General features: G+C 72.3%; 16 protein-coding genes. 2 read left to right on the forward strand and 14 right to left on the reverse strand.

Going from position 1 to position 12,209, the window contains the following annotated elements; translation table 11 throughout:
• The 11 genes from VK640_10330 to VK640_10380 all read right to left on the reverse strand — a co-directional run.
• Positions 1 to 449, reverse strand: a 449-nt coding sequence (locus tag VK640_10330; protein ID HTE73580.1) for a 2Fe-2S iron-sulfur cluster-binding protein, incomplete at its 3' end; no start/stop codon positions are given.
• Between the two features lie 49 nt (positions 450 to 498).
• Positions 499 to 1,827, reverse strand: a complete 1,329-nt coding sequence (nuoF, locus tag VK640_10335) for an NADH-quinone oxidoreductase subunit NuoF (GenBank protein HTE73581.1) — start codon at positions 1,825 to 1,827, stop codon at positions 499 to 501.
• A 2-nt stretch (positions 1,828 to 1,829) separates the two neighbouring features.
• Positions 1,830 to 2,666, reverse strand: a complete 837-nt coding sequence (nuoE, locus tag VK640_10340; GenBank protein ID HTE73582.1) for an NADH-quinone oxidoreductase subunit NuoE — start codon at positions 2,664 to 2,666, stop codon at positions 1,830 to 1,832.
• Positions 2,663 to 3,994, reverse strand: coding sequence for an NADH-quinone oxidoreductase subunit D (locus tag VK640_10345; protein HTE73583.1), 1,332 nt, complete (start codon positions 3,992 to 3,994; stop codon positions 2,663 to 2,665). The genes nuoE and VK640_10345 overlap by 4 nt, the downstream gene beginning before the upstream one ends.
• Entirely contained in the window at positions 3,991 to 4,707 is a 717-nt protein-coding gene (locus VK640_10350) for an NADH-quinone oxidoreductase subunit C (protein ID HTE73584.1), read from the reverse strand. Before VK640_10350 ends, VK640_10345 begins: the two co-directional genes overlap by 4 nt.
• Entirely contained in the window at positions 4,704 to 5,258 is a 555-nt protein-coding gene (locus tag VK640_10355) for an NADH-quinone oxidoreductase subunit B family protein (GenBank protein HTE73585.1), read from the reverse strand. The genes VK640_10350 and VK640_10355 overlap by 4 nt, the downstream gene beginning before the upstream one ends.
• Positions 5,258 to 5,617 (reverse strand): NADH-quinone oxidoreductase subunit A, encoded by a 360-nt coding sequence (locus VK640_10360; protein ID HTE73586.1) that lies wholly within the window; start codon positions 5,615 to 5,617, stop codon positions 5,258 to 5,260. Before VK640_10360 ends, VK640_10355 begins: the two co-directional genes overlap by 1 nt.
• Before the next feature lie 91 nt (positions 5,618 to 5,708).
• Positions 5,709 to 6,992 (reverse strand): geranylgeranyl reductase family protein, encoded by a 1,284-nt coding sequence (locus VK640_10365; protein HTE73587.1) that lies wholly within the window; start codon positions 6,990 to 6,992, stop codon positions 5,709 to 5,711.
• 202 nt (positions 6,993 to 7,194) lie between these two features.
• The gene (locus VK640_10370) at positions 7,195 to 7,365 is read right to left on the reverse strand and encodes a CsbD family protein (protein HTE73588.1); all 171 of its coding nucleotides are present in this window, start codon (positions 7,363 to 7,365) and stop codon (positions 7,195 to 7,197) included.
• Positions 7,366 to 7,461: 96 nt separating this feature from the next.
• Positions 7,462 to 8,169, reverse strand: coding sequence for a demethylmenaquinone methyltransferase (locus VK640_10375; protein HTE73589.1), 708 nt, complete (start codon positions 8,167 to 8,169; stop codon positions 7,462 to 7,464).
• 53 nt (positions 8,170 to 8,222) lie between these two features.
• On the reverse strand, positions 8,223 to 8,444 hold the full coding sequence (locus tag VK640_10380; GenBank protein ID HTE73590.1) for a hypothetical protein: 222 nt from the start codon (positions 8,442 to 8,444) through the stop codon (positions 8,223 to 8,225).
• Between the two features lie 31 nt (positions 8,445 to 8,475).
• On the opposite strand from VK640_10380, the gene VK640_10385 reads away from it, so the two are divergent.
• Both VK640_10385 and VK640_10390 read left to right on the forward strand, forming a co-directional pair.
• Positions 8,476 to 8,766: a hypothetical protein gene (locus tag VK640_10385; GenBank protein HTE73591.1), complete on the forward strand. Its 291-nt coding sequence runs from the start codon at positions 8,476 to 8,478 to the stop codon at positions 8,764 to 8,766.
• Between the two features lie 100 nt (positions 8,767 to 8,866).
• Positions 8,867 to 10,138: an isochorismate synthase gene (locus VK640_10390; GenBank protein ID HTE73592.1), complete on the forward strand. Its 1,272-nt coding sequence runs from the start codon at positions 8,867 to 8,869 to the stop codon at positions 10,136 to 10,138.
• Positions 10,139 to 10,366: 228 nt separating this feature from the next.
• Here VK640_10390 and VK640_10395 read toward each other — a convergent pair whose 3' ends face one another.
• The 3 genes from VK640_10395 to VK640_10405 all read right to left on the reverse strand — a co-directional run.
• Positions 10,367 to 10,879 (reverse strand): DUF1269 domain-containing protein, encoded by a 513-nt coding sequence (locus VK640_10395; GenBank protein ID HTE73593.1) that lies wholly within the window; start codon positions 10,877 to 10,879, stop codon positions 10,367 to 10,369.
• Between the two features lie 101 nt (positions 10,880 to 10,980).
• Positions 10,981 to 11,388: a GNAT family N-acetyltransferase gene (locus tag VK640_10400; protein HTE73594.1), complete on the reverse strand. Its 408-nt coding sequence runs from the start codon at positions 11,386 to 11,388 to the stop codon at positions 10,981 to 10,983.
• Positions 11,389 to 11,402: 14 nt separating this feature from the next.
• The coding region (locus VK640_10405) for a 2-succinyl-5-enolpyruvyl-6-hydroxy-3-cyclohexene-1-carboxylic-acid synthase (protein HTE73595.1) at positions 11,403 to 12,209 on the reverse strand (807 nt) is incomplete at its 5' end.

Here is a 12,209-nt window from a genome sequence, read left to right on the forward strand (position 1 = left end):
TTCGGGTAGGTGCGCTTGACGTCCTCGAACCGGGTCTCGCCCCGGCCGTTGCTCATCGCCTGGTTCTGCAGGGGGCACTCGCCGCCCTTGTCGCAGACCGGGCAGTCCAGCGGGTGGTTGATGAGCAGCAGCTCCATGACGCCCCGCTGCGCCTTGTCGGCGACCGGGGAGGTCAGCTGGGTCTTGACCACCATGCCGTCGGAGACGGTCGTCGTGCAGGAGGCGACCGGCTTGGGCTGGCCCTCCACCTCGACCAGGCACTGGCGGCAGGCGCCGACCGGGTCGAGCAGCGGGTGGTCGCAGAACCGCGGCACCTGGATGCCGATCAGCTCGGCGGCGCGGATGACCAGGGTGCCCTTCGGCACCTGCACCTCGAAGCCGTCGACGGTCAGCGTGACGACCTCGGCACGGGGCTGGACCTCTGCGCCGCTGCTGGCGGTCACTGTCATCGGGGCCCCCGCGGGTTCGCGAGCGGAGCGAGCGAAGTCGTGGGGAAGCTCATCGAGAACGCGCTCCCGTCGGCATGGCGAAGAGGGTCGACGCCGCGGGGTCGAACGGGCAGCCGCCCTGGCGGAAGTGGTCGACGTACTCGTCGCGGAAGTACTCCAGCGAGGAGGTGATCGGGCTGGTCGCACCGTCACCGAGGGCGCAGAACGACCGGCCGAGGATGTTGTCGCTGATGTCCAGCAGCTTCTCGAGGTCCTCCTCGGAGCCCTTGCCGTTCTCCAGCCGGCGCAGGATCTGCACCAGCCAGAAGGTGCCCTCCCGGCAGGGCGTGCACTTGCCGCACGACTCGTGCGCGTAGAACTCGGTCCATCGCAGCACCGCGCGCACGACGCAGGTCGTCTCGTCGAAGACCTGCAGCGCCTTGGTCCCCAGCATCGACCCGGCGCCCGCGATGCCCTCGTAGGACAGGGGCACGTCGAGGTGCTCGGCGGTGAGGATCGGCGTGGACGAGCCGCCGGGGGTCCAGAACTTCAGCTCGTGTCCCTCGCGGACACCGCCGGTGAGGTCGAGCAGCTCGCGCAGGGTGATGCCCATCGGCGCCTCGTACTGCCCCGGCCTGGCGACGTGACCGGACAGCGAGTAGAGCGTGAAGCCCTTCGAGCGCAGCTTCGGGTTGTCGTTGTCGGTGCCCTGCGCGGTGAACCAGTCGACGCCGTTGCGCAGGATCGACGGGACCGACGCGATCGACTCGACGTTGTTGATGACCGTCGGGGAGGCGTAGAGGCCGGCCACCGCCGGGAAGGGCGGGCGCAGACGGGGCTGGCCGCGGCGTCCCTCGAGCGAGTCGAGGAGGGCGGTCTCCTCACCGCAGATGTACGCCCCGGCGCCGGCGTGGACGGTCAGCTCCAGGTCGTAGCCCGACCCGAGGATGTCCTTGCCGAGGTAGCCGGCGGAGTACGCCTCCGCGACCGCAGCCTGCAGCCGTCGCAGCACGTGGACGACCTCGCCACGCACGTAGATGAACGCGTGGGCCGCGCGGATCGCGTAGGACGCGATGACGGCCCCCTCCACGAGCTCGTGGGGGTTGGCCATCATCAGCGGGATGTCCTTGCAGGTGCCCGGCTCCGATTCGTCGGCGTTGACGACGAGGTAGACCGGCTTGTCGCCGCCCTGGGGGATGAAGCCCCACTTCATGCCGGTCGGGAAGCCGGCGCCCCCGCGCCCGCGCAGCTCGGAGTCCTTGACCAGCTGGGTGACCTGGTCGGGCGACTTCTTCAGCGCCTCCTTGAGCCCGGCGTAGCCGTCATGACGCTCGTAGACCTTGCGGGTCCACGACCGGTCCTGGTCCCAGGTGCGGGACAGGACGGGAGTGAGCTCCAGCGTCATGCCTCACCGTCCTTCTCGGTCGCGGGCGGGGTGGGGTTGGCGTCGTCCGACTCGGCCGTCGAAACCGAGTCGCTCTCGCTGGGGCCGCCCTGCGCGCCGTAGCCGGTGCCGGACCCGCCGCTGCCGGAGCTGGAGCGAGACGTGGTTTCGTCGCTGCGGCGCCGCTTGCCGGCCGACGTCTGCTCGCGGTGGATCAGGAGGCCGGCCAGGGTGGCCGGGCCGGCCGACGGCCCCTCGTCTGCCCGGCCGTCCGGGAAGCCGGCGAGGACCCGGGAGACCTGCTTGAAGGTGCACAGCGACGCGCCACGGGTCGGTGCGGGCTGCTCGCCGGCTCGCAGGTCGTCGACCAGCTGCGTAGCCGACTCGGGGGTCTGGTTGTCGAAGAACTCCCAGTTGACCATCAGCACCGGTGCGTAGTCGCACGCCGCGTTGCACTCGAGGTGCTCGAGGGTGACCTTGCCGTCCTCGGTCGTCTCGTCGTGGCCGATGCCCAGATGCTCCTTGAGGGCGGCGAAGATCTGGTCGCCACCCATGACGGCGCAGAGCGTGTTCGTGCAGACGCCGACGGAGTACTCGCCGTTGGGGCGGCGCTTGTACATCGTGTAGAAGGTCGCGACTGCCGCGACCTCCGCGGCCGTGATGTCGAGCAGCTCGGCGCACAGCTCGATGCCGTGCGGGCTGACGTAGCCCTCCTCGGCCTGCACCAGGTGCAGCATCGACAGCAGCGCGGACCGGCTGCGCGGGTAGCGCGCGATGATCTCGGCGGCGCCGGCGACGAGCCGCTCGCGGACCTCTGGCGGGAAGGCCGTCGGGGTGGACGACAGCTCGGTCACCGGTCGACACCACCCATCACCGGGTCGATGGACGCGATCGCCGCGATGACGTCGGCGACCATGCTGCCTTCCGACATCGCCGGGGCGGCCTGCAGGTTGTTGAACGACGGGTCGCGGAAGTGCACGCGGTACGGCCGGGTGCCGCCGTCGCTGACCAGGTGGACGCCGAGCTCGCCGCGGGGGGACTCGATCGCGGTGTAGACCTGCCCCGGTGGCACCCGGAAGCCCTCGGTCACCAGCTTGAAGTGGTGGATCAGGGCCTCCATCGACTGGCCCATGATGTGCTTGATGTGGTCGAGGGAGTTGCCGAGCCCGTCACCGCCGAGCGCGAGCTGTGCCGGCCAGGCGATCTTCTTGTCCTCCACCATCACCGGGCCCGGCTGCAGCCGGTCCAGGCACTGCTCGACGATCTTCAGTGACTCCTTCATCTCCGCGATGCGGATCAGGAAGCGGCCGTAGGCGTCGCAGGTGTCCTGCGTCTGCACGTCGAACTCGTAGGTCTCGTAGCCGGCGTAGGGCTGTGACTTGCGCAGGTCGTGGGGCAGGCCGGTGGCCCGCAGGATCGGGCCGGTGATGCCCAGCGCCATGCAGCCGGTCAGGTCGAGGTAGCCGACGCCGACCGTGCGCTCCATCCAGATCTTGTTGCCGACCAGCAGCTTCTCGGTGTCGGAGAGCCGCTTGGGCAGGAGCTTGAGGAGGTCCCGGATGCGGTCCACCGCGCCGGGGGGCAGGTCCTGCGAGACGCCACCCGGGCGGAAGTACGCGTGGTTCATCCGCAGGCCGGTGACCATCTCGAAGATGTCGAGGATCAGCTCGCGCTCGCGGAAGCCGAAGGTCATCGCGGTCAGCGCGCCGAGCTCCATGCCGCCGGTGGCAAGCGCTACCAGGTGGGAGGACACCCGGTTGAGCTCCATGAGCATGACCCGGATGACGTTGGCCCGCTCGGGCACCTGGTCCTCGATGCCGAGCAGGCGCTCGACGCCCCGGACGTAGGCGTACTCGTTGAACAGCGGCGCCAGGTAGTCCATGCGCGTCACGAACGTGACGCCCTGCGTCCAGGTGCGGTACTCGGTGTTCTTCTCGATGCCGGTGTGCAGGTAGCCGATGCCCAGCCGGCACTCGGTGACGGTCTCGCCCTCGAGCTCGAGGATCAGCCGGAGCACGCCGTGGGTCGACGGGTGCTGCGGGCCCATGTTGACGACGATGCGCTCGTCGTGGGTCTCGCCGAGGCCGGCGGTGATGGAGTCCCAGTCCTGGCCGGTGACGGTGTAGACGGTCCCCTCGGTGGTCTCCCGGGGGGACCCGGTCGTGAACCCGGTGTCGGTCACGAGTACGACCTCCGCTCGTCGGGCGGCGGGATCTGCGCGCCCTTGTACTCCACCGGGATACCGCCCAGCGGGTAGTCCTTGCGCTGCGGGTGACCCGGCCAGTCGTCCGGCATCTCGATCCGGGTCAGGGCGGGGTGGCCGTCGAAGACGATGCCGAAGAAGTCGAAGGTCTCCCGCTCGTGCCAGTCGTTGCCCGGGTGGACCGACGTCACGGACGGGACGTGCGGGTCGGCGTCGGGGCAGGTGACCTCGACGCGCACCCGCCGGTTGTGGGTCACCGACACCAGCGGGTAGACCGCGTGCAGCTCGCGCCCCTCCTCGTGCGGGTAGTGCACGCCCGAGACGCCCATGCACATCTCGAAGCGCAGCGCCGGGTCGTCGCGCAGCGCCCGCATCACGTCGACCAGCTCCTCACGACGGACGTGGAAGGTCACCTCGTCGCGGTCGACGACGACCTTCTCCAGGGCGTCGGTGAAGCTCGGTACGGCGCGCTCGAGTGAGTCGGCGACCTCGTCGAACCAGCCGCCGTACGGCCTCGGCGACCCACCGGGGAGCTGCACGGGGCGGACCAGGCCGCCGTAGCCGGACGTGTCACCGGTCCCGTCGGCCCCGAACATGCCGCGGCGGACGTCGACCGTCTCGCCGACGGCCGCCGGCGCGTGGGTGACGTCCTCCTCGGCCCCGCGGCGCTCGAGGTCCTGGGACTCGCTCATCTGAGCAAGCCCTTCATCTGGGCGGTCGGCTTGGCGGTCAGCGCCGCCTGCTCGGCCGCGCGCGCGGCCTTCTCGCGGTTGACGCCCAGCGGCGCCGAGCCGATCTGCTCGTGCAGCTTGAGGATGGCGTCCATGAGCATCTCGGGCCGCGGCGGGCAGCCCGGCAGGTAGATGTCGACCGGCACGACGTGGTCGACGCCCTGCACGATGGCGTAGTTGTTGAACATGCCGCCGCTGGAGGCGCAGACGCCCATCGACAGCACCCACTTGGGGTTGGGCATCTGGTCGTAGATCTGGCGCAGGACCGGAGCCATCTTCTGGCTGACCCGGCCGGCCACGATCATCAGGTCGGCCTGCCGCGGCGACGCGCGGAACACCTCCATGCCGAAGCGCGCCAGGTCGTAGCGCGGGGTCCCGACCGCCATCATCTCGATCGCGCAGCAGGCCAGCCCGAAGGTCGCGGGCCACAGCGAGCCCTTGCGCATGTAGCCGGCCAGCTTCTCGACGCTGGTCAGCAGCACCCCGCTGGGGAGCTTCTCCTCGATGCCCATCAGTCCCACTCCAATCCGCCGCGCCGCCACACGTACGCGTAGGCGACCAGCAGCGTCGCGATGAACAGGACCATCTCCACCAGGCCGAAGATGCCCAGGGCGTCGAACTGGACCGCCCACGGGTAGAGGAAGACGATCTCGATGTCGAAGATGATGAAGAGCATCGCCGTCAGGTAGTACTTGACCGGGAACCGGCCACCGCCGACCGGCTGCGGCGTGGGCTCGATGCCGCACTCGTAGGCGTCGAGCTTGGCCCGGTTGAAGCGCTTGGGGCCGGTGGCCGCGCCGGCGCCGATGGAGAACACCGCGAAGCCGAGGGACAGGGCACCGAGGACCATGATCGGCACGTAGGAGTTCACGCCGTGTCTCCCCTTCCGGTCCAGCTCGTCGCCCGGCACGGGACCGGGCTTGCCATCCTAGGAGCGCCGGGGTGGACCCCCGGAACGCGGGTCATGCGGCCGGGGCGATCCGGGACAGGGCGTTGACCACCCTGTCCATCGAGTCGCCCCCGCGAGGGTCCGTCAGGTTGGCCATCAGCTTGAGGACGAAGCGCATCAGCAGGGGATGGGGCAGGCCGTGGCGGGTCGCCAGCCGCATCACCCGGTCGTCGCCGATCGCCCGCACGAACAGCCGGCCGACCGTGTAGTAGCCGCCGTAGGTCTGCTTGAGGACCGTGGGGTAGCCCTGCAGCGCCCGCTCCCGCGCGTCGGCCGTCGGCCGGGCCAGCGCCTGGGCGATGGTCTGCGCCGCGATCTCCCCGGACTCCATGGCGTAGGCGATGCCCTCGCCGTTGAACGGGTTGACCATGCCCCCCGAGTCGCCGACCAGCAGCATCCCGCGGGTGTAGTGCGGCTGCCGGTTGAAGCCCATCGGCAGGGCGGCCCCGCGGACCGGCTGGGTGCGGTTCTCGTCGCGGAAGCCCCACTCCTCGGGCGTCTGGTCCAGCCAGCGCTTGAGCAGGTCCTTGTAGTCGACCTGGCCCCAAGCGGTGCTGGTGTTGAGGATGCCGAGGCCGACGTTGCTGGTGCCGTCGCCGACGCCGAAGATCCAGCCGTAACCGGGGAGCAGCCGCTCGCGTCCGGTCTGCTCGTCGCGGTCCCAGAGCTCGAGCCACGACTCCAGCCAGTCGTCGTCGTGGCGTGGGCTGCGGTAGTAGGTGCGCACCGCGACGCCCATCGGCCGGTCGTCGCGCTTGTGCACGCCCATCGCCAGGGACAGCCGGCTCGAGTTGCCGTCGGCGGCCACCACCAGGGGGGCCCGGTAGGTGACCTCGCCGGCCTCGCCCTTGGTGGTCACCCCGGTGATCCGCCCGGTGCGCTCGTCGAGCACCGGTCCGGTGACCGTGGTCGCCTCGTGCAGCACGGCGCCGGCCTTCACCGCCTGCCGGGCGAGCAGGTCGTCGAAGTCGCTGCGGGGCCGCACCAGGCCGTACGACGGGAAGCTGGCCAGGTCGGGCCACGGGATCTCCAGGCGCATGCCGCCGCCGATGATCCGCAGCCCCTTGTTGTGCAGCCAGCCGGCCTGCTCGCTGGTGTCGACGCCCATGGCGACCAGCGCCTTGACCGCACGGGGCGTGAGGCCGTCGCCGCACACCTTCTCGCGGGGGAAGGTCGTCTTCTCCAGCAGCGCCACGTCGAGTCCGGTCCGCGCCAGGTGGTAGGCCGTGGCCGACCCGGCAGGACCCGCGCCGACGACGACCACGTCGGCGTCCCGGGTCGCGGGGCGTGCGGTCACAGGGACAACGCCTCTCGTGCGGAGGTGAGGGGTGGTACGTGTGCGCTTGTGAAATCTTTCACGAGGCCGTGGTGGAGTCTACGCACGCCCCGGGGCTGCTGGCGACATCGGAATGGCCACACAGAAGGGCCCGCCCTCTCGGACGGGCCCTTCGTCGCGCGCCTTCTGACATCACCGTGCGCGCGTCCCGGCGCGGGACGGCTCAGCGGAGGGCGTCCTTCACCTTCTCGCCGGCCTGCTTGAGGTTGGCCTTGCTCTGGTCACGCTCGCCCTCGCGGCGCATCTCGTCGTCGCCGGTGGCTCCGCCGATGCGCTCCTTGGCGTCACCGCTGATTTCCTCGACCTTGTTCTGAGTCTTGTCGTCGGCACCCATCGGTCAGCCTCCCGTGCTCGGTTCAGGTCGGTTCGTGCTGGCCCCCTCCTAGCCGGGCCGGCGGTCCCGAAACCCCGGCCACCGGACCGAGCCCGGCTACCGGCGGCGGGCGCGGTGCACGGCGACGATGCCGTAGGTGAGGTCGGTCCAGGCGACGTCGGCCCACCCGGCCGCCCCGATCCGGGCCGCCATCGCGGGCTGGTCGGGCCAGGCCTGGATCGACTCGGCGAGGTAGACGTAGGCGTCCGGGTTGGAGGACACCCGTCGGGCGACCCCGGGGAGGGCGCCGATCAGGTAGCGGCTGTAGACGGTGCGGAACGGCGCCCAGGTCGGGTGGCTGAACTCGCAGACCACCAGCCGCCCACCGGGCCGGGTCACCCGGGCCATCTCGGCCAGGGCGGCGTCGACGTCGGAGACGTTACGCAGGCCGAACGAGATCGTGGCCGCGTCGAAGATGCCGTCCGGGAAGGGCAGCCGCAGCGCGTCACCGGCGACCAGGCCGAGCTCCGGGTGCTGGCGGCGGCCGACCTGCAGCATGCCGAGGGAGAAGTCGGCCGCCACGACCTGTGCACCGGCGGCGGCGAACGGGAGGGACGAGGACCCGGTGCCGGCCGCCAGGTCGAGGACCCGGTCACCGCGCTGCACCCCCACGGCCCGGGCGACCGCACGGCGCCAGAGCCGGGTCTGGCCGAGGGACAGGACGTCGTTGGTCAGGTCGTAGCGCTCGGCCACGCCGTCGAACATCGCCGCGACCTCGTGCGGCTCCTTCTGCAGGGTCGCGCGGGTGCCGGGTCGTGACGTCACGCGCGGCAGTGTCTCACCGACCCGGTCGCCGACGACCCGGTCCCGACGACTGCTCAGTCGCCGGTGGGCGTGCCGGGACCGTCCGGGTGGTGGCGGTCCGACGGGTCGACGCCCGGAGAGTCCGCCGTGGTCCCCTGCCGGCCCTCACGCTCCTGCGGGTGGCTGACCGCTCGGGTCGCCTGCTTGGCGGCGACGGCGTCGGCGTCGGACATCTCGCGGTCGATGTCGCGCGAGTCGTCGTCGCGGCTGGGATAGGTCCAGCGGTCCTCGCTCATGCATCGGCCCCTACCCGGGTAGGGATCGGCCATGCCGGACCCTGCCGAGAGCTGGACGCTGGACATCAAGGCGTCCGGCCCGCACGTCTACGACGTGACCATCACCCACCCGTCGCGGGCGCGGACCACGCACTGCGTGACCGTGCCGGCGTCGATGCTCGAGGAGCTCGGCCTCTCGGCCGCCCAGGAGCCGATCCTGCTGCGGCAGGCGCTGGCCTACCTGCTCGAGCACCACCCGGCGGCCATCCCGGACCGGTTCGACCTGGACGAGGTCGGTCGGGCCATCCCCGACTTCGAGGCCGACATCCTCGACCGGATGTGAGCGACCGGCGGGTGAGCGACCGGCGGGTGAGCGACCGGCGATCGAGCCCGCCGTGGACCGGATACCGGGTGGGCACGTGCGCGACGTACGCTCCTGAGCCATGACCACGCTGCCCGGGGACGGCCGCGAGCCGGCCGCCCCGGGTCCGGCGGCGACGCCCGCCGCACGTCCGGTGCGCGCGGTGCGCAGCCGGCCGGTCGACCTGGTCGGCACCCTCCTGCAGCGGTTGCCGCGCGCCCACGGCGTGCTGGCGTGGGTCCGGGACGGCGAGGGGCTCGTCGGCTGGGGCGAGGCCGCGCGGCTCGAGGTGACCGGCCCGGACCGCTTCACGGTCGCCCAGGAGTGGTGGGAGTCGCTGGCGGCCTCGTGGCCGGTCGACGACGAGGTCGCGGTACGCGGCAGCGGGCCGGTGGCGTTCGGTTCCTTCGCCTTCGGGCCGGAGGAGCCGTCGGTCGTCGTGGTGCCCGAGGTCGTGCTGGGCCGCATGGGCGGCGCCACCTGGCTGACCACGGTCGGGGACCCGCCGCGGCTCACGACGCCGGACCCGGTGCGCTCCCCCGGCGAGCTGCGCTACGCGCGTGGCGAGGTGGCGGTGACCCAGTTCCGCAGCGCCGTCGCGGCCGCCACCGAGCGCATCGCCCGCGGCGAGCTGCAGAAGGTCGTCCTCGCGCACGACCTGGTCGCGACCGCCGAGAACGACGTCGACGTCCGCTACGTCCTGGCCGGGCTCGCCGCGTCGAACCCCGGGTGCTGGGCCTACGCCGTCGACGGGCTGGTCGGCGCGACGCCCGAGCTGCTGGTCAGCCGCGACGGCGACCAGCTGTTCTCCAGGGTGCTCGCCGGCACGATGCCGCGCGGCGGCGCGGGAGACGGAGGCCGGGTGGCCGAGCTGGTGGGCTCGGCCAAGGACCAGCAGGAGCACCGTTACGCGGTCGAGTCGCTGGTCGAGGCGCTCGGGCCGCACGTGACGGGCCTGCTGGCCCCGGCCGAGCCCGGCGTGCTCGAGCTCTCGAACGTCTCGCACCTGGTCACCGACGTGACGGCTCGGCTGGACGACTCGTCGCACGTGCTCGACCTGCTGGCCGCCCTGCACCCGACCGCGGCGGTCGGAGGCACCCCGCGGGAGGCCGCGCTGAGGGCGATCGCGGAGCTCGAGGGCATGCACCGCGGCCGCTACGCCGGCGCGACCGGCTGGGTCGACGCGGCGGGTGACGGCGAGTGGGGCCTGGCCCTGCGCTGCGCGCAGGTCAGCGGCCGCACCGCCCGGCTGTTCGCCGGGTGCGGCATCGTCGGCGCCTCCGACCCCGACGCCGAGGTGCTCGAGGCGCAGGCCAAGTTCGTGCCGGTGCGCGACGCCCTCGAGGGCAGCTGACCCACAGACTCGGGTCGCACAGCCAGCCGGGCAGCGAGCGCCGACCCCGGCCGGGCCGGTGACCCACCATGATCGTTTGCGACATCCGCCGCTACGACACGGCGACACGTCGGCGTGTCGACGCGACCAACGCCGCAAACGATCAGGCGGTTGGGCGCCCCTGGACTGGTGGACCGCTGGGGAGCGCGACGTGGGGACGCGCTCCATGGCCGCTGACCCGCCCGCAGCTCAGGTGGCGGTGCCGTCCTCCTCGACCTCGGCGACGATGACGGCCGCCGCCTCGGCGCTCACCGCGTGGCGGGCGATGTTCTGGTAGCCCTCGAGGCCGCGCTCCAGCCGCTCGACCATCCGGTCCTCGGCGATCGCGATGATCGCCGATGTCCCGGGCTGGAGGCTCTCGCCGACGGCCTTGAGGTCCTCGTCGCGGAAGCCCTTGTCCCGGATCTTCCCCCAGATGCCGCCCCCGGCCCCGCCGACCGCCGCGCCGACGATCAGGCTCGGCGGGAAGATCAGGCCCACCAGCCCGCCGGCGATCGCGCCGCGCTTGGCCCACTTCTTGCCGCTGGGGTCGGCCGTCTCCTCGAACTTCACCTTGCCGTCCGTGCTGCGCACGACGACGACGGCGTCGATCAGGTCGATCGACCCCTCGCGGTCCATCGCCCGGAAGTCCTTCAGGGCGGCAGCGGCCCGGCCCTCGCCCTCGAACGCCGCCACGAACACCTGCACCTGGTTCTCTGTCATGGCTCTCGCCTCCTCGCCTCGGACGCTAGGCACCCTCGGGTGGTGCCGCGTCACCCGGATCGGATGAGGGGGCGGACGCGTTCGGGCTGCCGGAGCGAGGCTCAGAACGTCCATGCGATGAGCCGGGTGAGGGGCTCCGGCGTGCCGCCCGCCGCCGTGTAGGCCCGCACCGCCGCCGCGTTGTCGTCGTCGGTGAGCACCCACATGCCGTAGCACCCGCGGTCGCGGGCCACCTCGGCCAGCGCCGTGACGAGGGCCCGGCCGACCCCCCTGCCCCGGGCGGCCTCGTCGACCGCGAGCTCATAGAGGAACATCTCGGTCCCCTTGTCCGGGTGGGTCGTCTCGACCCCGGACACCATGCCGACCGGGTGGTCGGGCCGGTCCTCGTCGTAGGCCAGCAGCAGGTGGTGCCCCGGCTCGGCCAGGAACCGCGCCGTGGCGTCGGGCCGCGCGGGGCCGTCGAAGAGGTGTTCGGCGGCGACCACGGTGGCGTCGTCGCCCGGCTCCATCCGCCGGATCGTGGTCACGGCAGCGCCGCCGTCACGGCCGCCCTCATCCGCTGGTGCAGGTCCCGGGTGGCCGACCGGTCGGTGCGCACCTCCACGACCCGGATGCCGCACGGCGCGTCCAGGGCGGCGACCAGCTCGTCGGTCGAGCTGCTGAGGACGTACGCCGTCGAGGTGGCCCGGCAGAGGGCCTCCAGGTCCACGCCGTGCGGGGTCCCGAAGACCCGCTCGAAGGTCGCGGCGTGCTCCGGCGCCCCCTGCTCCAGCAGCGTGAACAGCCCGCCCCCGTCGTCGTTGACCACGACGAGCGTGAGGTCCGGCCGGGGCTCGCCGGGCCCGATCACCAGGCCGGTGCTGTCGTGCAGGAACGTGAGGTCCCCCATCAGCGCGTACGCCGGGCCGCCGTGGCCGAAGGCGGCGCCCACGGCTGTGGAGACCGTGCCGTCGATGCCGGACGCACCGCGGTTGGCCAGGACTCTCGGCGGGTGCGGCCACGGGCCGGCGAGGTCGAGGTCCCGGACCGAGCTCGAGGAGCCGGCGACGAGCAGCCCGTCCGGGGGGACGGCTGCCGCGACCGCTCGGGCGACGGCCGGGCCGGACAGCGGCTGGTCGGCGAGCACCCGGTCGACGGCCGCCGACGCGGCGGCATCGGCCGACCGCCATCGCTCCAGCCAGTCGCCGGCCGGAGTGCCGGTGACCGACGGTGTCGTCGGGTCGTCGCGCAGCCGGAAGACGTCGACGTCCTCGCGGGCGAGCAGTCTGGTGACCGGACGCGACAGTGTCGGCCGGCCCGCGACGACCACCCGCTCGATGTCGTCGGCGAG

The organism is Actinomycetes bacterium (assembly GCA_035489715.1).
Taxonomy (GTDB): domain Bacteria; phylum Actinomycetota; class Actinomycetes; order JACCUZ01; family JACCUZ01; genus DATHAP01.